Source organism: Pseudomonas sp. GW821-FHT09C10, from assembly GCF_059418085.1.
The window spans coordinates 29,479-55,369 of the sequence record NZ_JBWKPE010000001.1; the positions used below are offsets into that span (position 1 = coordinate 29,479).

Sequence of the window (25,891 nt, forward strand, 5' to 3'; positions counted from 1 at the left end):
ACTTCAATGTTGGCCGGGATTGGGCGGCGTTGTGCCTTGCTGGTGACGTTGCAGCCATTGGTTGACCAGCGTACGGCCAGTGATTTCACTGCCTGGGCGGTTTTTCTCCAGGAGACCATCGATCAGTTGCCTGGCTTCATCTGTTTGGCCGGCCTGCTGCAGAAGGAGTGCCTGTGCGTAGTGGGCCGCCAGACTGTCGGGCTTGAGACGTAGCGCTTTGCGGATGCCGATGCGTGCTCTGTCCGAGTGGCCTTCGAGGATATCCACCACCGCCAGCCCGCCGTGGGTATCTCCAAAGCTGCGGTCCAGGGCGTAGGACTGCTCCAGCGCCGCGCGTGCTTGAGCGTTGTCGTTGCGCAGGATGTAAATCCAGGCCAGCAGGTGCCAAGTGCCGATATGGTGAGGCATGAACTGGACGGCGCTCTTGAGGTGACTTTCAGCCAGGTCGAACTCAAGCTCACCGAATTCCAACAGGCCTAGCCCCGACCAGGCTCGGCCACAGTCCGGATAAGCCTTGAGGGTATGCAGCCACGCCTTGCGAGACGCTGCTACGTTGTGTTGCTCGAATTGCACCGTGGCGCACGCGATCAATGCGTCGCGTTGGTCCGGGTCAATGGCCAGGGTTTCATGAGCAGTGCTGAGCGCCTGGGCAAGATTGTCGTTTTCGTACAACAGGAGTGCCAGCAAGCCGCGAATGTCGACGTTGTGGGGCTCAAGTTGTTGTGCTCGAAGCACCAGGGCTTCGGCCGCTTCGGTTTCTTCCAGTTGATGCAGGGCACGGGCATGCATCAGCAAGGTCGCGACGGGGCAATCGGCGTGCGGGGTCAGATGGGCAAGTAGGGTGTCGGCAGCGCTGAAATCGGCACTGTGGAAATGCCCCAGCGCGGTGTTGAAGACGACGGCAGGATCATTGAGGCCAGCCGCGATTGCCTTGTCTCCAAAGGCGGCGGCTGCCGAGTAGTCGCCCGCCTGTAGCAGCAAGTGAGTGCCGTTGGCGAACACCCTGGCATCCTCGATACCGTGGATCTTTACATGCTCGATCAATTGTTGACCGATAGCCAGGTCACCCAGCGCGATCGCCTTGCCCATAGCGTCGCAAATCAGTGTCAGGTTGCCTGGGTCGTGGTCAAGAAATGTCAGTAGCCTTGCCAGGCGCTGTTGTTCGGCGAGGATGCCGTCGGTGCTCATCAATCAATCCTTCCCTGGGACATGGGTAGCAGTGTGCCGGATTATTGCCTTAGCGCTGGCTCGCTGTCATGGGGAACCGCGCAATTTCCTGGCGAAATAAAAAAATTTCCACCCGCCCTAAACAATCCTCGAAATCGACGCATAAGGACTGACAGAGGGGCTGATTTACCGCGCTCGCGGACAGTCCAATTGTCTTGAACCGCAAGGCCGGTTCAGTTGGGGCGGGGGAGTCAAGGAAATGGTAGCGATCGTTGCTGGCAATGGATTGGGTCTGTTCAACACCTCGCTCAACTCGCTGGGTGGCAGCGGTTCGCCCGGCCAGGGCAACCTCGGCCAGGTTGGCGGCCAAGCGTTGGTCAATATCAGCAATGGCAACCTGGTCCTGCGTTTTACCGATGAGCAATTGTCCGGTCTTGGCCAGGATCTTCTGCATACCCGGACCTACAACACCCGAGGTGATTTCAGCGACGCAGACGCCGATGGCTGGCGCTGGGATGCCGAGCGCAGCCTGACGTTAGTGGGCACCTTGAATACTGCCGGCAGTCAGATGGTCCGCATCACCGGCGATGGTCACAAAGCGGTCTATCGCTGGGACGGAACACGCTATCAGTCCACCGAAGGTGATGGCGCGCATGACACCCTCACGTGGGACGACCTCGCAGGGCAAGTGGTATGGACCGATGGTTCACGACGCACCACTGAACGTTACAACTGGAATGGCCAACTGGTATCCACTACCGATGCCAATGGCACCCAGATCAGCTACAGCTATGACGTCCAGGGGCGTTTGAGCAGCGTCAAAGACAGTTCGGGTCAGGAGCTGGTGCTTAACTATAACGCCGCCGGCAAGCTGGAGCGCCTGGACACGCGGCGTTCGGCAGGTGAGGCACTGACGCGCCAGGTGTATTACACCTATGACGGCCTGGGCCGCCTGACCAGCGTCAGCACTGACCTGAGCCCGCAAGACAACAGCATCGCCGATGGCAAGGTCTACACCACGTCCTATACGTACGTGGAGTCGAGTTTCTACATTGCCAGCGTCACGCAGAGCGATGGCACCACCGTGAATTTCGGCTACGAACAAGTGGGGGCCGATTATCGTGTCAGCATCGTCAGTGACGCGTCTGGAATTACACGTTTTAGCTATGACACAGCCAACCGTCGCACCGATGTGCTCAATGGGCTTGGGCAGCAGTGGAGTTATTACTACGACACTCAGGATCAACTGATCGAGGTACGCACGCCGGCAGTCAACGGCCAGCGTCTGTCCACGCGCTACAGCTACGACGCCGACGGTAATGTGCTCCAGGTCGTCGACGGTCGCGGCAACTCGGTGAGCTATGGCTACGATGCCAATGGTAATCGGGTGCTGGAGCGTGACAGCGCAGGTAACACGATCACACGCAGCTACAACGCCGATAACCAATTGCTCAACGAAGTGCGCTATCGCGTGCCTGCGACCCGCAACGGCACCGGCTGGACCGAACCGCCTGCGAGCAGTGCCCAGGTCACGCGTTACGCCTATGACAGTAACAACCGTCTGCGATTTGCCGTGGATGGTGCTGGCCAGGTGGTGGAGTACCGCTATAACGCCAGCGGCCTGCGTACGCAGGAAGTCAATTACGGTGATGCGCAGTTTGCGGTGTCAGGGCTGGCGCCTGCCGACGTGTTGTCCGAGTCGTCGCTGATCACATGGGCGGCCGCAAGGGACAAAACACGTTCGACGCTGACCGAACTGAGCTATGACTATCGCGGCAACCTGAACCGTCGTGTGGTGTATGCCGCTGTGGCTGCCAATGGCGCGGGCCTGCTGGACAGTGCCGCGAACGTTACCGAGTTTATTTACAGTGAACACGGCCAGTTACTCCAGACCCTGGCTGTGCGTGGAGCTGATAGAAACGCGAAGGCTGCGCTAACCTCCATTGTGTATGACGGCATGGGCCGAGTACTCAGTCAGACTGATGCATCCGGCACACGTACAACGGTCTATAACGGCCTCAATCGTACAGTCACGACGACCAACAGCGCAGGGCTGACCATCAGCCAGTCCTACGACACCTGGGGTCGGTTGATCACACAAAGCGAAACCGCCGCCAACGCCACACCGCGCTCGACGCTGTATGTGTATGACGCGGCTGGCCGGCAAACCATGGTCCAGGACGCCACGGGCGTGCGCTCCTATGTGCTGTATGACGAGGCGGGACGGGTCAGTGCGCAGATCAACGGCTTGGGAGCCGTCACTGAGTTTGTCTACAACGCCTCGGGGCAGCGGATCCAGGAAAAACGCTACGCTACCTTGATCGATACCACTGGCGGGTATGACGGCACAACTGTGTTCGTCACCCAAGTGACGCAGGTTCGGCCCCCGGCTAACGCTGATGATCGAGTCACCTCTTTCACCTACGATTCCGCAGGGCGCCTGAGTACCACCACCACACCGGCGGGGTTGGTGACGACCCTCAGCTACGACGGCCTTGGGCAGTTGGTGCGGCAGCAGGCCGGGGATCGAATCACACGGTTTTTCTACGATGCCAGTGGACATCAGGCCGGGCAGTTGGATGCTGAAGGCTACCTGCGGGAAAATCGTTATGACGCCGCTGGCCGACTGGTCCAGACCCTTCGTTATGCCGCAGTGACCGCCGCCGCCAACCGCGAATCAGGCACACTCGATCAACTGAGGCCAAGTGAAGGTGGCAGCCTGTCGACCTGGTATTTCTATGATGCGGCCGGCAGGCAGGTCGGCAGCCTCGATGAGCAGCAGTTTGTCACTGAGACTGTGTTCGACGAAGCCACCAACACCCAGCAAACCGTTCGATACGCAGCAGCCTATACCGCCGCGGTCAACAGCAATACAGGGTTCGCCACGCTCAAGGCCGCGGTGTCCGGCAGTGCGCGGCAAACCAGTACCACCGCTTTTGACGGCCAGGGGCGAGTGGCCCAGCGTACGGCGACCGACGGTACGGTGACCGCCTATGAATATGACGCGGCAGGACGCCTGGTGCGCGAAACCCGGGCTCAAGGTACACCCGAGGCTCGCAGTGTACTCACCCGTTATGACGCCTTCGGGCAAACCATCGGCAAACTGCTGGGCGAGGCGTCGGGTCGCATTACGGTCGGCATGACCGACGCCCAAGTGGCCGCCGTTTATGCGCAATATGGTCTGACCTATCGTTACGACGCCGCCGGCCGCGTCGCCAGCGCCAGCGATGCATTGGGCAACCGGACACTGTCCTACTACGATGCGGCAGGACGTTTGACCCATGTAATCAACGCCCTGGGTGAAGTCAGCGAAACCCGCTATACCGCCTTCGGTGATGCCAGCGAGCGCGCGACCCTGACAAACCGACTCAGTACGGCCAACACCGCTACGTTGTCGGGCGGTTTGTTGACGGTGCAGGTCAATGCACTGGTTCAGGCGATTCGTGATGCCAACACCGATAACCGCAGCTTCTACGCCTACACCACCTCCGGCACGCTGGCCGGCAGTTCCGATGCGCTGGGCAATACCGTTGGCTACGCCTACAACCTGTTTGGCGAGCAGGTTGGCAGCCTGCGTACCAGCACCAGTGGCACCACGATTCGCGAAAGCCTGGCTTATAACCGGCGTGGTGAACTGATTGGCAAGGAAGAGGACGTCGGCGGTTTATCGCGCACCTCCGGAGTCTCCTATGACGCCTTCGGACGGGTGATCAACAGGATCGATGGGCGAGGGCAGATCAACAGCACCAGCTACCTGGACAATGGTCGCGTGATCGTTGAAAGCAATCCCCTCAGCCAGACCCAGGGCCGTGAATACGACGCCTTTGGCCGTGTCTTGCGCCAGATGGACGCGCGTGGGCTGATCACGACCTATAGCTACAACGACAGCACGCGCACGTTGGTGGTGACCACGCCGGATGGCCTGGCCATGACTACCGTGCGTAATCGTCACGGTGAAACACTGACGATCACCGACAGCAAAGGCCGTACCCAGGCCTTCAGCTATGACAAAAACGGCCAACAGATCGCCAGTACCGATGGTCTGGGTCGTACCAACACAAATACTTACGATGTCGCCGGACATCTGCTGAGCGTGACTGATGCAGTGGGCCGGGTGACGACCTATGGCTACGATGCTGCGAATCGCATGATCAGTCGTACCGACGCTGCCGGGGTTGTGACCCAATATGCGTTTGATGGGCAGGGGCGCAAAGTGCGTATGACCGAGGCGGGTCAACGCGTCACTGACTACGCCTACGACCGCAAGGGTCAATTGCTGACGGTGGTGCAAGACCCGAACGGCCTCAAGCTGACGACCACCTACACCTATGACGGCTTTGGTCGACAGGTCCAGGTGGCACGCGGCACCACCGCCAATCCGAATCAGCAGATCGTTCTGTATGTATTCGATAACCTGGGCCGTCGCACCGCCGAACGACTTGATCCAAACGGGTACAACCTCACTACGCAATATTTCTACAACGCCAATGACCAGGTGACTCGCAAGCTGGATCCGGGTGGCAACAGTACCTGGTACGTCTATGACAATGCCGGGCGCGTGACTGACACAGTGGATGCTCTCGGCGGTGTCACCCGCAGTACCTATGATCCGGATGGTCGCCTGGCCAGCACTACTCGTTTCGCCACCGCGCTGAGTGCCAGCGCGCTGGCCGCCTTGGGCAACTCGCCGGCCAGCGTTGCGGCAGGCGCCAGCGCCAAGGACCAGGTCACCACCTATCTCTACGATCAGATGGGTCGAGTGCGGGTGACCATCGATGCACTGAACCAGGTTACAGAAACACTGTATGACCAACAGGGACGTATCACTGAAAGCCGCCTTTACGACAAGGCAATGCCGGCGGGCACACCGCGCACCTTTGAGGGCGTGACTGCCGCGCTGACTAACCTGGGCGCGCTGACGTACACCACGCGCTCGGTATACGACGCCGCCGGGCAGCTCAGCAGTGTCACCGACGCCGCCGGCAAGACCGAATCCTACACGTACGATGCCGTGGGCAATCGGACCACCTTAACCAACAAAAACGGTTCGGTGTGGAACTACCGCTACGACAACGTGAACCGGCTGGTAGAAGAAATCACCCCCGCGGTTGCTGTGTCGAGCATTGATATCAATGGGGTGGTCAGTACTCGCTCGCTACTGCAAGTCACCCGCATTACCTACGATGCGTTGAGTAACGTCACCAGCCGAACGGCGGGACGCTTGCGCAGCGCATTGGCTGCTGAGCCGGCTGGCGATGACCTGAGCCAGGCAAGGACCACCGGGTATGCCTACGACGCTGTCGGCCATCAAGTGCAGATCACCGCGCCGGGCTGGTACAACAAGGTCACCGGTGCTTATCAGCAAGCCTCGGACGGCACGGCCAATACGCTGCAGGTGACCACGGACGTCACCTACGATGCACTCGGTAATGCCGTGCGAAATCGTGTCCGGATCAACAACACCGGCGCGCCGGTGACTGACTTCGTCGACAGCTACAAGGTCTACGACACCCTCGGCCGACTGACCCATGACATTGATCCGCTCAAGGGCGTGACGGCCTACACCTATGATGCCCAAGGCAATCGCCTGACCACCAAGCGGTATGCCAATGCCTTGACGGCACCCGCGCCGACAGCTGGTTATTACACGGCCAGCGACCTGAACAGCTCAACGCTCATAGCCAATACCTCACAAGACCGAACGCTGATCACCACCTACGACGCATTGGGACGCAAGACAGCAGTGCAACAGGACGCCGTCAGTGTCTACACCTTCACTGGCAACGTTGCCACGTCGACCTTGATCACCGCCTCGCCGACTACGGTTTACAGTTACAACGCCTTAGGCCAATTGGTGCGTGAAACCCTGATCGCGCGAAACGCCAGCGGCGTGACCGTGCAGAGCGGTGCCAGCAATGTGTACTACTACGACCTGGCCGGGCAACGCATCGGCAGCGTCGATGGCCAGGGCAACTACACCCGCATGGAATACAACGTGCTGGGCAAGGTCAGTCGCCAGGTCGAGTACGCCAACGGCCTGAGCGGCTGGGACGAGAGCACTCCGCCGAGCCCTCCGTTGGCCAGTGTCAACGACCGCAGCACGCGCTTTGACTACGACGCTATGGGGCGCTTGAGTCAAGTGACCCAGGAAGGCGTGCGTTACTGGCAACAGATTATAAATAGCCAGTCAGGTGCGGTGTCGGCGGTGGCGGTAGTCGGCAACCAGTTGGTCAGCCAGATGTACTACGACGGCGTGGGCAATGTGCGGGCAGTGGTGGACGCTGCCGGTAACGTCACCTCAACCGAATACAATGCCCTGGGGCAGACCGTGCGGCTGGTCGAACCGGCCCGAGCCACGGCGAAAAACGGCGCAGTGGATCCCTTTGCCGCCGGTTTCGTCTATGCGTCACCCACTACCACCTATGCACTCAATGCCTTCGGCCAAGTAGTGAGCGAAACCGAAAGTGCCGGGGTCGATTCGGCAGGCAATCAACAGGCCGGCGTAACCCGTGTCACACGCTCCCGTTTTGATGCGGCGGGCTACGAAGTTCAAAGCATCGACGCCAGTGGTTCGGCGCAGTCCTACAAGGTCGACGCGGCCGGTCGGCGCGTGGAAGAAAGTCGCCAGATCAACGTGACCTTGAGTGGCTGGACGGTTGGCGGCGCGGCGCTCACTCGCACCCAGACCATCCGCCGCGGTTACACCTACGATGTGATGGGCCAACAACTGTCCACCACCGATTGGTATACGGCCGCCGACAACACCCAGAAAACCACCATCAACTCAGCGGTGTATAACCGTTTCGGCGAAGTGACCAGCCAGTTGTTGAATGGCTACCTGCAAGCTGGTTATGTCTATGACCAGGCCGGGAGGGTTACCCAGCAGCAAAACGCCCAAGGCATTACCCGCGTCGATTACGACCTCAATGCCAAGGCCAGTCGCAGTAACCAGATCGGCGACGCCAACACCGCCGCAGATGATCGTATTACCTACACCCGCTACGACGTTCTTGGTCGAGCACTTGAGCAACATTTGCCTGCGTTCGAAGCCAACATCAACGCCGACACACTGAACAACATCAACCTGACCCTGGCCACGCCGATCATTCGCCAGAGCTACGACCGCTGGGGCAACCTGCTGACCCGCACCGATGCTCGCGGCTACATCACCACCTACACCTACGATCACAACAACAAGCAACTGAGCGAAACCTTGCCGGTCACTGACATCCTGCGGGAAAACGGCACCAGCTACCGTGCCAGCCTGATCCATGAAAAGCGTTATGACGTGCTGGGTCAGTTGATTCAGGAGGTGGATCTGGTGGGGCCTTATGCAGGCATGCCTACCAGCACCGCCTTGCGTACGCGACAGCATGTCTACAACCAAGTGGGTGAGTTGCTGCGCGATATCGATGCGTTGGGGTATTCGCGCAATTACCTGATGGACAGCCACGGCAATCGAGTTGCCACCCAGGATGCGCTGGGGACCGTATTGGTTGACAGCTACGACGCGATGGATCGGCAGTTGACGCACGGGATCGTACGCAATGGCGTTGCGGTGACGTTGTCGACCAATCAGTACGACCAGGCGGGGCGGTTGGTGGGGGAGATCAGTGGCGGTAGTGCGGTAGAGGAGACGTTGGCCAGCGCCAGTGGGTCGGGGGTTATGACTGGGGTGGCGGGGAATGTGCGGTATACGTTGTTTGATGAGCGGGGGAATATTGTTAGAACGCGCAATGAGTCTCGAGTTGAAAACTCATATGAGTTTAGTGAGGGTAATAAAAAAATTAGGGAAGTTGATGGCTTAGCTAATACAAGTGTATGGGGTTATAATGAGGCTGATTATGGGCGGTTAGCAAGTCGTAAAGATTTGGGCGGAAATAATTATACCTATTCGTACAATGCATTTGGCCAGGTTCTAAAAAGTATAATGCCTTGGAGGATAGAGATTAGTCCAGGGGTGTTTCAAGATGTAGATATAACATCTTTGGTTAATTATGTTTATTATTCGAATGGTGCTTTGAAGTCGGTAGAGGATGCAGCGTCGGAATGGGGGCCAGGTGAAATCGACTCGCAGACGTCTACTTATTATTATAATTTGACGGGTGACAAGGTTCGCTCGGTTGATTCGCATAGATACAGAACTACAATCGTGCTGGCAGAAGATATTTTTTCCAGTATGGAGACACGATATCAGATTGACGAGCGGGCCAGACTGAAAGAAACAAAGGCTCCGGCGGGAACCACTACATACGGCGTCTTGAAGTCTTTGGCATACAGTGCACGAATAGACTCACTTAAATACGATTTTGATGAGTATGGGAATCGTCGTCGTACTCTGATGGATGCAACAAATCAAGCTGGGGCGCGGACAGTCATCGAAAACTGGAACAAATTTGATCTTGAAGATAGAGTTCTAGTTGGTGATGGTTACGTATCTGCCGGTTTGATTGTTTCGGGCAAGGTTGGAGATAAAACAAAAGGGTATTCCATCAGTTACGATATGGTCGGTCGTCGCGCGTCTTCAGAGCAGTGGCGGAACACCGCGGGGGCGAACGACGTTTATGTCCGCAATAACTACTCTTACAATGATGCTGGACAAGTTTCAAGTTCGGGAAGCCAGAACATTAATCGTGCTTTGGGTGCTAATGGTTTACAAGAAATAGTATCGGTTGGCTCAGTATCCCTTGATTTTTCGAATAGTTATGATGGGCGCGGCAATCGCATAGGTCAGCTTGGATATAGTGGTGGGCTGATCACGACTGTAAGTAACTATAGTTATCGCGGGGATGGCAAAATAGTTTCTCAGTTAAGTTATAAGATGGCAGGTGGTGCGCAAAAGGTTTCTCAAGCTACTTATTATGGTGAGAGCGGTATGATTGATGCGGTAGGAAACCAAAAATCCTATCGATATGTGGTTTATAATAGCAATGGCACGGGTGTTAGCTATACGGGAGGTTATAGTAAAACTTACTACCTAATGGACTCCTACAAGGAGCGAGAGACTGTAGCGACTTGGAGCTTGGGGGGTAGTCCCGGGACTAGTTCGTTTAATTACACTGCAAGAGGAAGCCTGGATTCTATTTTTAATGGTGTTGGCTATCGTACCTTTTCATCCGATCGCGACGGAAAATTAATCGCAAGGTATGAAGCTGGGTATGAAAGTAACGGGATTGCGCAAAACTATTACTACTATGAGGGTAAGGCGCTTGCTAATGTCGGTACTGCAAGCGTTGCGGAGTTAAGCGATACTTTTGCGCCTATCTCTTCTGAATACCCTGGGCTCAATCCATCGATGTACATCGTTAATCAGGGGGACACACTTGAACTTATAGCCCAAGCAGTCTGGGGCGATTCGGGGATGTGGTATTTAATAGCAGATGCGAATAGCCTTAATCCCAGTAAAACATTGTTGGTTGGCGAAAGCATTAGAATACCAAATGTCGTAAGTGGTACTCGCAATAACTCAACTACTTTTAAGGTGTATAGCGCCGATGATGTAGTCGGTAATACCACCCCTAGTCCGACTTTACCACCGCCACCCAAACCAAAGAAAAAGAAAAGCAGCGGTCTCGCCAGTGTTGTCATGGTGGTAGTTGCTGTGGTGGCTAGCGTTCTAACTGCTGGTGCCGCTGCGCCGCTTGCAGTGGGAGCCACTGCAACCACAGGTGGTTTGGTTGCGACGGGAGCCGCCGTGATGACCGGCACCATCGCCGGTGCGGGATGGGGCACTTTGGGCGTTGCGATGCTCGCTGGCGCAGTGGGCGGCGCCGCCTCTCAACTGGCCGGCCGGGCAATGGGGGTCGTGGATAGTTTTTCCTGGAAACAAGTGGCTGTCGGTGGTCTGACGGCCGGTCTCACCTCAGGGTTTGGCACTTTGGCACAGACCGGGGCGCTGGGCTCATGGGCGGGCACTGCTGCAGAAGCCATGAAAAGCGGAGGTACTTACGGCACCGGCTACGCGGCACTGGGGACATTCAACTATGCCAACAGCCAGATCGCCAGCCGGGTGGTGGGGCTGGATAACGCGTTCAGTTGGCGCAATGTTGCGGCATCTGCAGTTGGAGCTACCGTCGCCGGGTATGTAGGTGGGAATGGCCCTGGTTTAGTGAGTTCAACGGTGCGTGGGCAGATCAGTGCTTATGCTTCTGCGGTTTTGAAAGATAAATGGTTTGGAGGTGCTCGACCTGATTTCGGGCAGGTTGCGGCCGATGCGTTCGGCAACACGTTGGGTGACTTTATGGTGAGTCAGTTACGTGTTGAAGATGCATCTAAGCAAAATTTAGTCGCTTCGCTTGCCACTAATCAATGGCAAAAAATGCTGGATAGTGGGGAGTTGCCTGATACGTTAACAACGGCGGAAGTTCGTTTTCTAGCGCGTGAAACTGAAAAAAATCAGGGTGTGCTACCCGTAGAGTTGCGGCGGGCTTTGTTTAAAGAGCCGGAGCCGCTGTTTTCCGCTGGCGTGTATGAAGATACCGATCTAATGAGTACCTTTCCGACTCATTTCGAGACGGGTAGCTCACTGCTTGATATGACTTATGGTTTGAACTCTATGATCCATAATGGTGTGGCACTTGGAGTTAATACAGTATGGGCTGGAGCGAACGCTATCCCAATTGCGTGGGCCGCAGTGGGGGATCGTACTTTTGATCAGGCGAGTCAGGACGTGATGGTGTCTATGCTGTCGTTGCCCGGAGGCACACTTACTGGGAGATTACTTGCGCCTTCGACCATGCTGTCTAACAAGATTGATCTAACACTTGCCCGTGTAATGCAGTCGGATGCATTCAGCGTTAATATCGGTACCGCATCTCGGACCTCGACGTTACAAGACGTTATTTTGATTAGTGATGACGTGCCTGTCATTGAAACTACATTGACGAACGCTGCTAAACCTTGGAAGACATTCGCAGATAACATTTACTTTACTGATAAGGTGGAATGGACCGCTACTAGGCCAAAAGGTACTGGCCAAACCTATACAGTCATTCAAAGAAATGATGTCGATTGGGGGATTATTCGCAGTGATGGGCCTAAAGACTTCATAGGAAGATCGAATGCAGAGGCGGCTGCAAAAGGTTTGTCTCCACAGTTGCGTGATGGTAGTTTTGCTACGTTACATCATATGGGGCAGGATTCACGCGGTGCCTTGGCTGAGGCGAGTACTCGTTACCACGGAGTAGGGACACCTGGTCAAAATGCCCTGCATAGTCAGTATGGGAAAAATATTCCAAACCCAAACTTTCCAATTGATAGACGGGCCTTTTCAGTCGATACTAGAGAATATTGGCAGTGGCGCGTAAAGAATCAGTGAGGTTGGTATGTCAAGTCTAGAGAAGGTAAAGAATCGATTTGAGTCGTTGAATGGTATTCGCGCAGTGGATCCGGATTTTATTGAAAATCTGGAACACGAGTTGAAAATATCACTTCCCACTAGCTTCAAATTGGTGGGGGAGTTTTTTGACGGAAGTGGCATTTACGTTTTACCGCTGCACCAGATCGGTTGGGAGTCTCCGACTAATGTTCTTAGTGAAACGAAACGCTTGAGAAACAGTGGGCAACTTTTACCAAACTATCTTGTGTTGGGCGAACCTGCTGAAGGCTTAATCGTGATGGACTGCAACTCCCAATTGGGTCAGGTGCTCTGGTGTGATGCAATTGATGTTAATCGCCTAGGTAGAGACGCATTGATGACAGCGCCTGAGGTGTGGGGCTCCTACTTGGATTTTGTTGAGTATTTGTTATCGGAGGAAGAGTCTGATCGACTGTAAGTTTACAGTCGTTGCCCAAAGGATTTAATGCGTTGAAAGGGGCTTCGGTTAAGTGGGAGACTTATGGGAAGGATAATCTGTATGGTGAATATATCGAAGGTCTTAAAAATACCCAGCGGGAAATGGAGCGGCTAATTCAGAATCAAATTCGTGTCTATCAATCAGCTAATAGATTGGGTGTAAAGTGATGCTGGATAAATTAGATTATGACTTCATTTGCTCGTCCAGCGACGACCTGGATGTTTCGGTTGCGGAGCGTTTAAAGCCGGAAATCAGGGAGGCTTTAGGGGCTCCCGTCAGCAATTTTTTTCCAGGTTTTGTATCTGCATTTCCCTTGACGGCGAAGGCAATGGAGGAAAACTGGCCATCTCCCGTTGCGGCATTTATTAAAGGGTCCAGGCTTGTTCTTTCCTTTCTAGTTTGCGAAAAGAAAGAAGGTAATCTTTTCTTTAATCTGACTTATGTAAACGAACCTACGTCGGGTCAGTTATATGATTCTGAGCATGCCATGCTCCCTTTGAAGTGGTGCGAGCTATATCGCCTATTTAATTCGTTCGTGATAACAGAGTCTTCAACTAAGCCGTCAGGATGGATAAATTCGTTGTTTGATTTTTCTGGACGTATGACTCTTGAGGAATATCGTATTCATGTGGGCGGTAAAAAGTCAGCCATGAGAGCGCTGGAAGAAAAAATAGGGTCAAAACAGTTAAGGTGCTGGTTACTAACTGAGAGTGGAGATGCCTTGTTTCTCGATGAGGCACGCTGTGATCATAAGGTGTACCACATCAAGAATGGTGAGTTTGATGATTGCCATTTGTTGAAGCAGGCTGACGGGGTGCTTGACAAGTATTTGGCTGGTTACGTATCTAAAGATGGCGTGGTGGGCTTCAATTTTAGATCTGGAGAGGTTGTGAGTATTGGTAGGAATTGAACATGTCGTCTATAGAAAGCATTCGATTTTACGCAAAACAAGTCAGTACTTTTGAAGAGGGATTTTTATACGCCAAAAACCATGAAAATTATCATTTGCTTTCACTTAACAGTCGTCAGATTTTTTTGAGTCAGCTAATGCAGGCGTTGATTACATGGCGGAGTGGAGAAAATCCTCGATCATTCATTGAGCAGGGTGTGGAGCGAGGCTTGGAAAGTGTGAAGGCTCTGCTTGAGCTAGATCCTGAAGCTAACTTAAAAAATGCGTTTCCTATCGAAAAGTTACAGATTCTTGCATTTCTTATTGATAGAGAAATAGAAGTGGAAAAAGATTGTAAGTCGATTGAACCTCCAGATCGGAAGTTGGACTGTATCTTGGCGGCGATTTTGGCGGGGGAGTCGATTAGCTCTTTCAATGATGCCGTTGCTGTTGAGTTAATCAGGTTGTCAAAAGTGAAAAGATCTGCGCTCGCTGCAAAAACCTACCAACTCTACTTTGATATTTTGAAGTGTGAAGGTGTGGGTGAGGTTGACACGGCGGACGATCTTTATCGCCAGCGGGCAGTGGACGCGTTTTATGTCAATGGCTATGAATCGGAAGGCGGTGGGTTAGATAATGGGCTCGTTGTTGATTATAGACTGGGGGCTATTCTTAAATATCTCGATTACTCCGGATCCAGCGTTCATCTTTGGCGATGGTAGTGGGGTTTGGCCTTGGTTGTTTGGCGTTTTTCGAACGGCTTCATGTGGCTTAAATGGATGTGAATATGAGTGCTGAGCTTGATGTCGTTCTGCATGAAAAAATAAAAGAATATTGCCGTTCCGGTGACATGCTGGCTGAGCAAGGAAACCATGAGGAGGCAATAGCCGAGTACAACCGCGCCTGGCGATCAGTTCCCGAACCTAAAAATAGTTGGGAAGCCTCTACCTGGATTCTGGCCGCAATAGCAGATGCGTGTTTTCTATCTGGTTACAAATCTTCTGCGCGTGATGCATTGCAGTATGCAATGACTTGTCCTGGTGGCATCGGTAATCCATTTTTGCACTTGCGACTTGGGCAGGTTTATCTCGATGAGGGACAAGAGGACAGTGCGGCAGACGAGCTGATGCGAGCTTATATGGGGGCGGGGCAAGAGATTTTTGCGAATGAGAGTTCACACTATCTGAGTTTCCTAAAAGCACGGGCCAAATTGTGACGTAGAGCAACGCTTTTGACTATTGACGATAGCTATGGTGCGTTCTTCAGGCCTTGGGTAGATGGCATGAGCGTCTGTCTTAGCTACAAAGCCAAGCATTTTCTCTGTCGATTGGAGATGGCATGGTGCCAAGGCATACCGCTTTTGGATGGTTTTTTGCGTGCCGCTCTATTCAAAAGAAACGTTAAAAAACTCTTTTTATTTTTCCTCCGTCCCCTCTTGTTTCACGACTTCGGGAATGGCTATGATCAGCCAGCAAAATAATGGCTACTAGCCATGGAACTCTGGGTGGCATGTGATGTCTCCGGATCAAAATGCGTTACCTGGGGACATGGATGACACAGGATTTCATGCTGTACGCGCTCAAGGAAGCGCTGCTCACTGCAGCCCTGGTTGCCGCCCCTTTGCTATTGGCGATCCTGATCGTCGGCCTGTTGGTCAGTATTCTTCAGGTGGCCACGCAGATCCAGGAAATGACCCTCACGTTCATCCCTAAACTGATCATCACCGTCGTGATGCTGTTGGTTTTGGGGGGGTGGATGCTGACGATCCTCAAGCAGTTTGCGCTGAGTGCACTCACTCAGGCTGCTGGCTTCTAGTCGTGTTGACGCCCTACATGGCCAATCTGCTCCTCATCTCCATGAGGCTGGCGCCGCTTCTCGTTGTCGCCCCTATTGTATTTTTCTCGCGATTGCCCATGACCGTTCGGGTGTTGCTGGCGCTGGTCTTATCGGCCGTCCTGGCCAGTTCTTTGAATGTGACTGGCATGCCTGCATTGAGCCTATCGTCGGTACTCGGCGAGTTGATGCTGGGGGCGTTGATGGCCTTCGGGTTTCACGCCGCCCATGCCGGCCTGGACATGGCAGGTAAGCTCATCGACACCCAGATCGGCCTGAATGCCGCCGGGGTGTTCGACCCGGGCACTTCCAATATGACCGGCCTAATCGCCGAAGTGCTGGTGTGGACCCTGGGCATCCTGTTCGTGACGTTGAACCTGCATCACGACTTGCTGCGCGTCTTCAGTCTGCTACTGGTAGTGGTACCTCCCGGCAGCGTTTCTCTGATGAATTTCTCCGGGCCGGTCATGGGCATTCTGACCCAGCAATTTCTGTTGGCGTTCATGATCGTTGTGCCCGTTATCCTTGGACTGTGGTTGATCGACACTGCCTTTGCGCTGCTCTCTCGCTCGATGCCGCAGGCCAATGTCTATTTCCTGTCGTTGCCGATCAAACTCGGCGTCGGCGTATTTATCCTGATCCTGACACTGCCGATCATTGTTCAGCGCGTGCCGCTGTTGATCGAAAACGCGTTGCGCTTCGCGCTGTCCCCGGCAGGTGCACCATGAGCGATCAACAGGACAAGAGTGAAGAGGCTACCCCCTACAAACTCGAAGAGGCTCGTAAGAAAGGTCAGGTGCCGCGTAGCCCGGACCTATTGTCGTTCGCCATGATCCTGACGTTCCTGATGGTGTTCTCGGCCATCGCTGCGCCGCTTGCCAGTGTGATCGCTGCCCACAGCCATTGGTGGTTAGCCAATGCAGGACAACTGGGGACCAGCTTTGGCTATCTGGGCGAGCAGGGAGCCTACAGTGTGAGGCAGGTGGTGTATGCCTTTGTGCCACTGATCGGTGCCTTGGTATTGGTGGCCGTATTGACCAATCTGATGTTCAGCGGGCCGGTGTTTTCGGCCTTTGTGATCAAGCCCGACTTCAAGCGGCTTAACCCCATCCAGGGGCTCAAGCGCATTTTCTCGCGGCGTATGTTTGTCGAGCTGCTCAAGGTACTGGTCAAGGGCGGGCTGTTTGCGCTGGTGCTGTATTACCTATTCCAAAGTCTATTACCGCGTCTGTTGGGCATGGCGACAGTCTCTCCGATGGAACTGCCCCTGGCCGGCAAGCAATTACTGATGCAATTGGGCTTTACCGTGTTGTCGATCATGGCCGCCGCTGCGCTGTTTGATGTGTGGTATTCGCGCCGCGAGTTTGGCCGGCAAATGCGCATGAGCAAGCGCGAGACCAAGGATGAACACAAACGCCGCGAAGGTGATCCCGAGGTTCGCTCCAAGCGCAAAGGCATCCAGCAGGACCTGCTGAAAAAAGCGTCCTCGCTGGGGCAGGTCAAAGATGCCGATGTCATCATCACCAACCCGACCCACTACGCCGTGGCCCTGCAATACCGTCCGGCAACGATGCTTGCGCCCAGGGTCCTGGCTATCGGGCGTGGCTTTCATGCCTTGCGTATCTGCCAGATGGCACGCAAGCACCAGGTGCCGATCCTGCGCCGTCCGCCGCTGGCGCGCACCTTGCACGCACTGGCGCGGGTCGATTCAGCGATTCCGGATATCACACAGAGCGATGTGGCACGCGTCTATCGCTGGGTGATTGCTCTGCCGGGCAACAAGGTGCTGAGCCCATGAAGCCATTCTGGACACGCGCACTCTCGGAAAGCAGCGACCTGCTGTTAGCCGTCGCCATAATCGGCATTTTGCTGGTGCTGTTCACACCGATTCCTACCTGGTTGCTCGACCTGTTGCTGCTGACCAACTTCGCTGTCGCATTGTTGGTGTTGCTGGTGACCTTCGACATCGACAAGCCCTTGAGCTTCTCGACATTTCCTTCGCTGCTACTGATGACCACCTTGTTTCGCCTGGCACTGAACATCTCTGCGACGCGGCTGATTCTCGCGGACGGTGATGCTGGGCAGGTCATTGCCGCGATCGGCACCCATGTGGTCGGTGGCAATTACGTGATCGGCTTCGTGGTGTTCCTGATTCTGGTGGTGGTGCAATACGTGGTGGTCACCAGTGGCGCACAACGGGTCGCGGAGGTGGCCGCGCGCTTTACCCTTGACTCGCTGCCAGGCAAACAGATGAGCATCGATGCCGACCTGAACATGGGCATCATCGACCAGGATGAGGCCAAGCGGCGCCGCAGTCAGTTGGAGCGCGAATCGAACTTCTACGGTGCAATGGATGGCGCTTCCAAGTTCGTCAAAGGCGATGCGATTGCCGGGATTGTCATCATTGCGATCAACATCATCGGCGGCCTGTCGGTGGGCATTTTGCAGAAGGGACAGAGCTGGGGCGATGCACTGCACCACTACACTCTGTTGACGGTCGGTGACGGTATCGTCACGCAGATTCCGTCGCTGATCATTGCGGTGGCCGCCGGCATCATCATTACCCGTGCCGCTACCGACGCACGCCTGGGGCCGGAACTGGGTCGACAGGTCTCGGCCTACCCCAAGACACTGGTGGTGGTGGCGATCGTCACGTTGTTGCTGGCGATGATGCCGGGCCTGCCGTTGGTGCCGTTGCTGATGCTCTTTCTGGCGTTTGCCGTGGCGGCTGGCTATTCATTCCGCCAGTTGCAGCGCAAGGCCAAGGGCGAGTCGGCGTCAGAGGAGACGCAGACCCAGGCAGATACAGCCTCGGATGATATCTACGCGCTGATGAGCAGCGATGCCTTTGAACTGCGCCTGAGCAATGACTTGGCGGCACAGGTTTTGGCGGCCACCAGTACACTCAGCTTGCGTATCGACAATCTTCGCAAACAGTTCGCCCGGGATTACGGTTTTGCCCTGCCGCAACTGAGTGTGCACGCAGAGAAGAAACTGCTGCCAGGCACCTATCAGGTCTGCGTCCAGGGCGCGGTAGTGGCCAACGGCGAGTTGGAGTTCGACAAGTTGCTGGCCATCAACCCAGGTGGTGCGGCGGCGACGCTGGAAGGGCGCGAAACCAAGGAGCCTACGTATGGCCTCAAGGCCCTTTGGATAGACCAAGCGTTACGCAACCAGGCGCGAATGAGCGGCTATACGCTGGTTGAGCCGGACACCGTGCTGTTGACCCACCTCTCCGAACTTGCCCGACGCTACGCTCCCGATTTTCTTACTCGCGCGGAGACCGAGCGCCTGGTGGAAAGCAAGCGTGCCGCGCTGGGTAGCCTGGTAGATGAGCTGATCCCCCAAGTCCTCAGTTATTCCGATATTCAGCGCGTCTTGCAATTGCTCCTGCGTGAACAAGTACCGGTGCGCAACCTGGAGACCATCCTTGAGGTGCTGGTGGATGCCGGGAGGACTAACAAGAGTGCGGAAGACCTGGCAGAGCGTGTACGTGAACGGCTGGGTGCTGCGCTGTATGAGCGCCTGGTGGACAAAAACGGTGATCTCAACGTGTTGACCATCGCCCCTCAACTGGAAGGCTACATGCTTGCCGCATCCCGACCGCGTGAGGGCCAGCAAAGCCCATTGCTGCCAGCTCAGGAATTGGAACGGTTCGTGACCACAGTGGCTCGTGAAGCCGAGCGTCAGCTGGGTGATAACAAGCAGCCAGTATTGTTGTGTGCCGCGCCACTAAGGCGGGTATTGCGCGCATTCATGTCGCGGGCGGTGCCGCATATGGCTGTGCTGTCGGTCAACGAAGTCGGCCAGCATGCTCGCGTGACATCCGCCGGAATGATTGATTTGCCTGGGTTCCCCAGCCTGGAGTCGGCATGAGCGACATGATCATGCAACTGGCCGGGGTGATCCAGCGGGATATCGATACCTTGAAGGAGGTATCGCAGAACGTCGCCAATGCCAACACCACCGGCTACAAGGCCGGGCGTGCATTCAGCGTTCAGGCTTTGGGCGCACCCGCCTCGGGCGTCACAGCCGGGCTCGATGGGCTGGAAACCCAGACCTCAATCAATACCGATGGCGGTGCTCTGCAATACACGGGGCGGGTGACCGATCTGGCGTTGTCTGGTGATGCCTGGTTTGCCGTGAATACCCCCAACGGTGCGGCATTGACCCGTGATGGCCGTTTTAAAGTCGACAATCAGGGTTTCCTGGTGAGTAACGCAGGGCATCCGGTGCTCGGTCAGGGTGGGCCTATTCAGGTGGCTGGCGGTGTGCTGAAGGTGAGCAGCCGAGGTGAAGTGAGCGTGGACGATACGCCGGTGGGGCAACTCAATCTGGTGCGTATCGAACATGCCAGCGATTTAGTCTCCCGCGGCGCAGGGCTCTACTCGGCAGACGTAGCCTGGACGCCAGCCACGCAGTACGTGGTGCATCAAGGCCTTTTAGAACGCTCCAACGCTGCCATGGGCACCGACATGGTGAAAATGATGGAAGTATCGCGACACGTCGAAACCCTGCAGCGCGCCTTGTCGGCCTACGACGGTTTGCTGAACAGCGGGATCAATCAATTGGGCAAGGACTGACCAGGGAGTGCGGGTGTGATTGATGCATTGAGTATTGCCAGTTCCGGCTTATCCGCGAATCAGGCCTGGATCGACAGTATTTCCAATAACGTGGCCAACATGCAGACGATTGGCTACAAGCGTAGCCAGGTCAATTTCCATGACATGGTGCGCGACGTCGGCACGCGGGATGACGGCGGCGGCATGACTGAAAATCTGCTGTCCGGTGCAGGCATCCAGGCGTCGGAGCCCACTCAGGTGTTCAGTCCGGGCGCAGTGCGCCAGACCGGTAACGAGTTGGATCTGGCCATCCAGGGCGATGGTTTTTTTGAAGTCGAATTGCCAACGGGGGAATTGGCCTATAGCCGTGCCGGTCGCTTTCATTTGAACACCGACGGACAGTTGGCGATGAACACCGGCCAGGTCCTGACAGCGGACCTTCGAGTGCCGCCTGATGCGCGCAATCTGGTGATCAAACAGGACGGGGCGGTGCAGGCGACCGTTGTCGAGACGGGAGAGGTGATCACCGTCGGCCAAGTGCAGTTGGCGAAGTTTGCCAGTGCCGAGGGGCTGAAAAAGCTCAGCGATGGCCTGTACCGACCCTCTCAAGTCAGCGGTGAAGCGATCTACGCCGAACCCGGCCGGGATGGCCAAGGTGTGCTGTTGCAGGGGTATGTCGAGATGTCCAACGTCAACCTGATTGATGAGATGAGCAGCCTGGTACTGGCGCAACGTGCCTACCAAATGAACGCGCGCTTGCTTCAAGCCGGCGATCAGATACTTGAAACCATCAATAACCTGCGTCGCTGATGAGTATGAAGATTTTCCGCGTCGCTATCGTCGTCGGTTGCCTTTGGGTTGCCCAGGCAAACGCGCTCGAGTGTGCATCAGGGCAAACGCCCAGCCAGATGGCACAGTACATCACTGAGCGCGTGCGCCCGGCATTCGCCAACGAGCAACTGGATATCCAACTGACGCCCATCGGTGACTTGCCGGTTATGGCATCGCCACGGGTGCGGTTGTTGTCGACGCACCTGCGCAGCCGCGTTGCGGTTGAACTTAAAGGCACGGTATGCGGGCAGACGCATGCCAGCCAAGTGACAGTTTGGTTCAAGGTCCAGGCGTGGGGTCAGGCCTGGGTTTATGGCCGCAATGGGCGCACGGATCAGGCGCTGAGCGATACCCAGCCACGCCGTGAGCGGCTGGACGTGGTTGCCGCGCAAGTATCCCCCGACGATTTGGCCAGCAACCTGGAGGGGGCGTGGTTGGGGCAAATGGTCAACGCCGGCATGCCGATTCTCAATCGGCACTTGAAAGCCGAACCGCTGGTGCTACGTGATGCCACCGTCACTGTCGTGGTCTATGGCCCAGGCCTGATGCTGCGCACCGAGGGCAAGGCGATGCGCCCCGGCGTGCTGGGTGAGCCTATCCCCGTGTTGGTCAACGGTGCGCAGGCGAGTCTGTTGGCCGTGGTGGCCGGCAAAGGGGAAGTCCATGTTCAACGCTAAGGCGTTTTGGCTGGTTGTGCTGCTACCGATTTGCGCCAGCGCGCAAAGCCTGATCAATCCCGATGGCTATCGCTCTCTCACTGGCGACCGCCGTGGCTACCACGTGGGGGACACCCTGACGATTCTGGTGGTGGAATCGACCTCGGCGCAAAGCGCCGCCGGGACAGGGGCCGATAGCAGTACCGATATTTCTGCGCGCCTGGGATGGGACAACAACAACCATCAAGGCCGCCTGGGCCTGCAAGGCGACTCCAGCGGCAAAGGTCAGACCAATCGTAGCGGGCAGATCCGCACTAATGTGTCGGTGCGAATCATTGACCAACTGCCCGAAGGCTTGCTGCGGGTCAGCGGTGAGCAATTGGTGACCGTCAATGATGAGAAGCAGCAGGTGCGTATCAGTGGTTTGGTGCGCCCCGATGATATTGCCTACAACAACACCGTGTTGTCCTACCGGCTGGCCGATGCACAAATCGACATTGTCGGCGATGGGGTGATCACCGATGCGCAGAAGCAAAGCATCGTTTTCCGAACCCTCAAGTGGCTGCGAATCCTATGAAACAGCTGACGATGGGATTATTGGGCCTGTTGCTCAGCCTTTGGGGGGCGGCGGGGTGGGCCGATGTACGGATCAAGGAACTGACACGCATCCAGGGCGTGCGTGATTACGCAATTATCGGCTACGGCCTGGTGGTGGGCCTGGCCGGTACGGGGGATACCGACCGCAACCGTGCCACGCGCCAGTCGCTGGTCAATACCCTGAAAAATTTCAATGTGAACGTGGCGGACTCGGATCTCAATGCGCGCAACACGGCGGCGGTGATGGTCACCGGCAACCTGCGCTCATTCAGCGAGACGGGTGACAAGGTGGATGTCGAGGTTTCCTCCCTGGGCGATGCGCGTAGCTTGTTGGGTGGCACCTTGCTGATGACGCCGTTGTATGGGCCCGATGAAAAACTCTACGCCCTGGCTCAGGGCCCCATGTCGGTGGGGGGGTATGTCTTTGAAGCCAACCAGAACTCGGTGCAGAAAAATCACCCCACGGTAGGCCGCATTCCACGAGGTGCCAGCGTTGAACGCTCGGTCTTTACCGAAAATGATGCCGTTGCGCGCAACTTGGTACTGGTACTCAACGAGCCTGACTACACCACTGCGCAGCGTATTGCCGACGCATTGACACGTGAGCTGGGATTGCCCGGCGTGCGAGTCGTGCATGCGGCGAAGGTTGAAGTTCCGCTGAGCAGTGCGGCTGGTTTGCCCCGATTGATTTCCCGCATCGAGAACGTATCCGTGGCGCCTGACTATGCCGCCCGCGTTGTGGTCAACGAGCGCACGGGAACGGTCGTGGCGGGTGCGCATGTGCGCTTGGGTGAGGTGAGCATTTCCCAGGGCTCACTCAGTGTGGTGATCAGCACCAAGTATCAGGTGTCCCAGCCGTCCTGGATTGGTCGTACCGGTCCGAGTGTGGGCACGGTCGTGGTGCCGGACACCGAGCTGAATGTGACCGAGGAGCAACATGGTCCGGTCAAGCTGGCAGAAGGCGCGACGGTTGGCGATCTGGTGCAGGCACTTAATAAGGTGCGTCTGAGTACCCGTGAAGTGATCACCGTGTTGCAGGCTATTAAACAAGCCGGCGCCTTGCACGCCGAACTGATTGTTCAATAAGGAGCGCTGATGTCTGCGGATATGAGTCTAGCGGTAGAGACCGTACGTTTCGCCATGAGCCTGGAGCATCTGCGGGCCAAGGTCGCGGCGCACAATATCGCCATGGCCAGCGTTCCCGGCGGCCAGGCCATGCGGGTAAACAGCCATGAGCCGCTGGCGGCCTTGCGGGGCGCCCAGGGTGACGCCCAATTATTCGCGCAGTCACTGCGAGCGATGCAGGACAGCGAGCTGGCGCCTTACCTGCAGCACTACACACCGATCACGCCGCTTTCTCCTGACGCCGAGGTAGCCGAGTTGTCGGCTGCGAGCGGTCGCTATCAAGCGTTGGCCGATGGCGTTTCTCGCCAGTTCGGCTTGATGCAATTGGCGATCAAGGGAGGGCGCTGAGCATGCCGTTGGACAATATCAGCGAAGTGATTCGCGGCAGCATGGCCTATGAACGCACCCGGGTTGAGGTCGCCAGCTACAACCTGGCGATTGCCAATGTCGCACTCAGCCCAGGGCAGGATTCGCCCTTGTTGCGGGTAGCTCCGCCCGTCAGTTTTGCCAGTCAGGTGGGGTTGCATGCTCCTCGGGTTCAGGCCTATCAGGGTAATGAAACCCGTGTCGTACAGGACCCCGGCCACCCCATGGCCGACCATAACGGCATGGTGCACTACCCCAACATCGAAGCCGCCCGAGAGATGGCCACCCTGGTCTCGGCGACCCGCGCTTACGAGGCGAATATCCGCTCCTACAACAGCTTGCGAGCCATGACGCTCAAAGCTTTCGAAATCGGGAAATGACATGAGCGCAGCAATTACCCCCATCGGACTGACCTCAGCGCTGTCGTCGGCAAACGGGATGGCCTTTGAGACGAATAACGTCAGTGGTGCTGACTTTCTTGGCCAGTTGAAATCGGGCGCCGTACAACTGAACGAGCAGACCGACCAGGCAACAGCCTTGCTGTCGTCGTATGCCGTGGGTGAAAACGTTGCGCCCCATGACTTGGTCATGGCGATGGAGCAGGCAAAGCTGTCGCTTCAATTGGCGGTCGAGGTACGTAATCGTCTGGTAGATGCCTACCAGGAATTGGCGCGGTTGCAAATTTAACCCATGGAAGATAAACCCGTGTCGAAGCTTTTTACCGGTCGTTCCAGCGTATTCCTCGGTGGCGTGGTGCTGATCATCGCGCTGTTGGCGTTATCCATCTGGTGGGTATTTCGGCCCAGCTATGTGGCGCTGTACAAGGACGCCAGCGAAGCCTCGCAAGCCGAAATCCTGGCGATTCTCAGCCAGCGTCAGGTGCCGTATCGCATCAACACCAAGGAAGGTGTGATCGAAGTTGCAACAGAAGAGGCAGCCACTGCGCGCATGTACCTTGCGCAAGCGGGAATACCGAGTCGTAGCAGCACGGGTTTCGAGCTGTTCGACAAGGCCGACTACGGCATGTCGGAGTTCAGCCAGAAGATTAACTATCAACGGGCGATGGAAGGTGAATTGGCGCGCTCAATCATGAGCATGTCCGAAGTTGAATACGCCCGAGTTCACCTGACGTTCAAGAAAACCAGCCTTTACCAGCAAGCCGAAGAGCCGCCCAAGGCCTCGGTGATTGTCCGACCGCGGTTGCAAGGCGCCTTGAATCCTCAGCGCGTACGCGGCATTCAACAAGTAGTGGCCTCTGCCGTGGAGGGCATGTCCCTGGAACGCGTCGCCGTGCTGAATGAAGACGGTCTGGTTTTGAGTAGTTCAGACGGGGCAGCAGGGGCGCCCGAGCATCAGCAATTGACGGCCCAGGTTGAACAGGCCCTGAAGCAAAAGGCCGAGCAGTTGCTGTTGCGCCCATTGGGTAGCAATGGCGCCGACGTCTCCGTGCGGGTGCAGATGAACTTTGACCGGGTCAAATCCATCAGCGAACAACCCCTTGCCGACAAACGCTCCATTCGCCGAGAAAAAACCACGGCGTCCACCGATAACTCGACAGGCGAAAGCAATTCAAAACGCTCGCAAAATAACCGTGAAGTGGACTACGAGGTGGGTAAAGAGCGCGCCGAAACTGAACATGCCACGGGGAAGATCGAGCGGATCACAGTAGGCATCGTACTCAGCACGCCGTCAGCGAATGCTCAACTCAAGGAAATCCAGGGCTTGCTGGAAGCGGCCTTGGGCCTTGATCCCGCGCGGGGCGACCGTCTGGTGATCGCGTATATCCCACCCATGCCCGCCACGACTGCCGCGAAGCCCGTCGCCACCAATATCGCCACCTCACCGGTGGTGTCCTCTGGCGATCCGCAGGCACCACCAGCCGTTGCGGTGCCATGGATGCGTTGGGGGATTGCAGCACTGGCTGCTGCGCTGTCGATCATTCTGTTGATGCTATGGACGGCAACCCGCAAGCGTGAGTCCCGCATCGCCAATAGCCTGCCCCGCCTGTCTTCCATGGAGCGTGAACAATTGCTGGGCGACTTGCGTCGCTGGCTGCTGGAGGGCCGCTGA

General features: G+C 56.2%; 19 protein-coding genes. 18 read left to right on the plus strand and 1 reads right to left on the minus strand.

Going from position 1 to position 25,891, the window contains the following annotated elements:
* Nucleotides 1-3 precede the first annotated feature (3 nt).
* Nucleotides 4-1,188, minus strand: coding sequence for a tetratricopeptide repeat protein (locus AC07OT_RS00095; protein ID WP_495107047.1), 1,185 nt, complete (start codon nucleotides 1,186-1,188; stop codon nucleotides 4-6).
* 238 nt (nucleotides 1,189-1,426) lie between these two features.
* On the opposite strand from AC07OT_RS00095, the gene AC07OT_RS00100 reads away from it, so the two are divergent.
* The 18 genes from AC07OT_RS00100 (at nucleotide 1,427) to fliF (ending at nucleotide 25,891) form a co-directional block, all read left to right on the plus strand.
* Entirely contained in the window at nucleotides 1,427-12,484 is an 11,058-nt protein-coding gene (locus tag AC07OT_RS00100; RefSeq protein WP_495107048.1) for an HNH/ENDO VII family nuclease, read from the plus strand.
* Between the two features lie 7 nt (nucleotides 12,485-12,491).
* Entirely contained in the window at nucleotides 12,492-12,941 is a 450-nt protein-coding gene (locus AC07OT_RS00105; protein WP_495107049.1) for an SMI1/KNR4 family protein, read from the plus strand.
* A gap of 187 nt (nucleotides 12,942-13,128) precedes the next feature.
* On the plus strand, nucleotides 13,129-13,872 hold the full coding sequence (locus tag AC07OT_RS00110; protein ID WP_495107050.1) for a hypothetical protein: 744 nt from the start codon (nucleotides 13,129-13,131) through the stop codon (nucleotides 13,870-13,872).
* A 2-nt stretch (nucleotides 13,873-13,874) separates the two neighbouring features.
* Nucleotides 13,875-14,573 carry a hypothetical protein gene (locus tag AC07OT_RS00115; protein ID WP_495107051.1) on the plus strand — a complete coding sequence of 233 codons (699 nt, stop codon included), beginning with the start codon at nucleotides 13,875-13,877 and terminating at the stop codon, nucleotides 14,571-14,573.
* A gap of 65 nt (nucleotides 14,574-14,638) precedes the next feature.
* Nucleotides 14,639-15,067, plus strand: coding sequence for a tetratricopeptide repeat protein (locus AC07OT_RS00120; protein ID WP_150675587.1), 429 nt, complete (start codon nucleotides 14,639-14,641; stop codon nucleotides 15,065-15,067).
* Nucleotides 15,068-15,417: 350 nt separating this feature from the next.
* Nucleotides 15,418-15,666, plus strand: a complete 249-nt coding sequence (locus AC07OT_RS00125; RefSeq protein WP_495107052.1) for a flagellar biosynthetic protein FliQ — start codon at nucleotides 15,418-15,420, stop codon at nucleotides 15,664-15,666.
* A gap of 17 nt (nucleotides 15,667-15,683) precedes the next feature.
* Nucleotides 15,684-16,412, plus strand: a complete 729-nt coding sequence (locus AC07OT_RS00130; RefSeq protein WP_495107053.1) for a flagellar biosynthetic protein FliR — start codon at nucleotides 15,684-15,686, stop codon at nucleotides 16,410-16,412.
* A complete protein-coding gene (locus tag AC07OT_RS00135; protein ID WP_495107054.1) occupies nucleotides 16,409-17,482 on the plus strand; it encodes an EscU/YscU/HrcU family type III secretion system export apparatus switch protein in 1,074 nt (357 codons plus the stop codon). The genes AC07OT_RS00130 and AC07OT_RS00135 overlap by 4 nt, the downstream gene beginning before the upstream one ends.
* Nucleotides 17,479-19,560: a flagellar biosynthesis protein FlhA gene (locus AC07OT_RS00140; RefSeq protein WP_495107055.1), complete on the plus strand. Its 2,082-nt coding sequence runs from the start codon at nucleotides 17,479-17,481 to the stop codon at nucleotides 19,558-19,560. The genes AC07OT_RS00135 and AC07OT_RS00140 overlap by 4 nt, the downstream gene beginning before the upstream one ends.
* The gene (locus AC07OT_RS00145; protein WP_495102555.1) at nucleotides 19,557-20,267 is read left to right on the plus strand and encodes a flagellar hook-basal body protein; all 711 of its coding nucleotides are present in this window, start codon (nucleotides 19,557-19,559) and stop codon (nucleotides 20,265-20,267) included. The genes AC07OT_RS00140 and AC07OT_RS00145 overlap by 4 nt, the downstream gene beginning before the upstream one ends.
* Nucleotides 20,268-20,282: 15 nt before the next feature.
* Nucleotides 20,283-21,056 (plus strand): flagellar hook-basal body protein, encoded by a 774-nt coding sequence (locus AC07OT_RS00150; RefSeq protein WP_495107056.1) that lies wholly within the window; start codon nucleotides 20,283-20,285, stop codon nucleotides 21,054-21,056.
* Nucleotides 21,056-21,754: a flagellar basal body P-ring formation chaperone FlgA gene (gene flgA / locus AC07OT_RS00155; RefSeq protein ID WP_353631290.1), complete on the plus strand. Its 699-nt coding sequence runs from the start codon at nucleotides 21,056-21,058 to the stop codon at nucleotides 21,752-21,754. The genes AC07OT_RS00150 and flgA overlap by 1 nt, the downstream gene beginning before the upstream one ends.
* Nucleotides 21,741-22,310 (plus strand): flagellar basal body L-ring protein FlgH, encoded by a 570-nt coding sequence (locus AC07OT_RS00160; RefSeq protein WP_186626050.1) that lies wholly within the window; start codon nucleotides 21,741-21,743, stop codon nucleotides 22,308-22,310. Before flgA ends, AC07OT_RS00160 begins: the two co-directional genes overlap by 14 nt.
* Nucleotides 22,307-23,416 (plus strand): flagellar basal body P-ring protein FlgI, encoded by a 1,110-nt coding sequence (locus AC07OT_RS00165; RefSeq protein ID WP_495107057.1) that lies wholly within the window; start codon nucleotides 22,307-22,309, stop codon nucleotides 23,414-23,416. Before AC07OT_RS00160 ends, AC07OT_RS00165 begins: the two co-directional genes overlap by 4 nt.
* A 9-nt stretch (nucleotides 23,417-23,425) precedes the next feature.
* A complete protein-coding gene (locus tag AC07OT_RS00170) occupies nucleotides 23,426-23,803 on the plus strand; it encodes a hypothetical protein (protein ID WP_281112261.1) in 378 nt (125 codons plus the stop codon).
* A gap of 2 nt (nucleotides 23,804-23,805) precedes the next feature.
* A complete protein-coding gene (locus AC07OT_RS00175; RefSeq protein ID WP_495107058.1) occupies nucleotides 23,806-24,201 on the plus strand; it encodes a flagellar basal body rod protein FlgC in 396 nt (131 codons plus the stop codon).
* Nucleotide 24,202: 1 nt separating this feature from the next.
* The gene (gene fliE, locus AC07OT_RS00180) at nucleotides 24,203-24,508 is read left to right on the plus strand and encodes a flagellar hook-basal body complex protein FliE (protein WP_150675503.1); all 306 of its coding nucleotides are present in this window, start codon (nucleotides 24,203-24,205) and stop codon (nucleotides 24,506-24,508) included.
* Nucleotides 24,509-24,526: 18 nt separating this feature from the next.
* Complete coding sequence (fliF, locus tag AC07OT_RS00185; protein WP_495107059.1) at nucleotides 24,527-25,891, plus strand: flagellar basal-body MS-ring/collar protein FliF; 1,365 nt, start codon at nucleotides 24,527-24,529, stop codon at nucleotides 25,889-25,891.

What these genes read in the sequence shown, in the direction of transcription:
- AC07OT_RS00125 (WP_495107052.1), top strand. Translation starts at nt 15,418, where the DNA reads ATGCTGTACGCGCTCAAGGAAGCGCTGCTCACTGCAGCCCTGGTTGCC.
- AC07OT_RS00095 (WP_495107047.1), bottom strand. Translation starts at nt 1,188, where the DNA reads ATGAGCACCGACGGCATCCTCGCCGAACAACAGCGCCTGGCAAGGCTA.
- fliE (WP_150675503.1), top strand. Translation starts at nt 24,203, where the DNA reads ATGAGCGCAGCAATTACCCCCATCGGACTGACCTCAGCGCTGTCGTCG.
- AC07OT_RS00140 (WP_495107055.1), top strand. Translation starts at nt 17,479, where the DNA reads ATGAAGCCATTCTGGACACGCGCACTCTCGGAAAGCAGCGACCTGCTG.
- AC07OT_RS00170 (WP_281112261.1), top strand. Translation starts at nt 23,426, where the DNA reads ATGTCTGCGGATATGAGTCTAGCGGTAGAGACCGTACGTTTCGCCATG.
- AC07OT_RS00100 (WP_495107048.1), top strand. Translation starts at nt 1,427, where the DNA reads ATGGTAGCGATCGTTGCTGGCAATGGATTGGGTCTGTTCAACACCTCG.
- AC07OT_RS00115 (WP_495107051.1), top strand. Translation starts at nt 13,875, where the DNA reads ATGTCGTCTATAGAAAGCATTCGATTTTACGCAAAACAAGTCAGTACT.
- flgA (WP_353631290.1), top strand. Translation starts at nt 21,056, where the DNA reads ATGAGTATGAAGATTTTCCGCGTCGCTATCGTCGTCGGTTGCCTTTGG.
- AC07OT_RS00145 (WP_495102555.1), top strand. Translation starts at nt 19,557, where the DNA reads ATGAGCGACATGATCATGCAACTGGCCGGGGTGATCCAGCGGGATATC.
- AC07OT_RS00110 (WP_495107050.1), top strand. Translation starts at nt 13,129, where the DNA reads ATGCTGGATAAATTAGATTATGACTTCATTTGCTCGTCCAGCGACGAC.
- AC07OT_RS00160 (WP_186626050.1), top strand. Translation starts at nt 21,741, where the DNA reads ATGTTCAACGCTAAGGCGTTTTGGCTGGTTGTGCTGCTACCGATTTGC.
- AC07OT_RS00120 (WP_150675587.1), top strand. Translation starts at nt 14,639, where the DNA reads ATGAGTGCTGAGCTTGATGTCGTTCTGCATGAAAAAATAAAAGAATAT.
- AC07OT_RS00105 (WP_495107049.1), top strand. Translation starts at nt 12,492, where the DNA reads ATGTCAAGTCTAGAGAAGGTAAAGAATCGATTTGAGTCGTTGAATGGT.
- AC07OT_RS00130 (WP_495107053.1), top strand. Translation starts at nt 15,684, where the DNA reads ATGGCCAATCTGCTCCTCATCTCCATGAGGCTGGCGCCGCTTCTCGTT.
- AC07OT_RS00135 (WP_495107054.1), top strand. Translation starts at nt 16,409, where the DNA reads ATGAGCGATCAACAGGACAAGAGTGAAGAGGCTACCCCCTACAAACTC.
- AC07OT_RS00175 (WP_495107058.1), top strand. Translation starts at nt 23,806, where the DNA reads ATGCCGTTGGACAATATCAGCGAAGTGATTCGCGGCAGCATGGCCTAT.
- AC07OT_RS00165 (WP_495107057.1), top strand. Translation starts at nt 22,307, where the DNA reads ATGAAACAGCTGACGATGGGATTATTGGGCCTGTTGCTCAGCCTTTGG.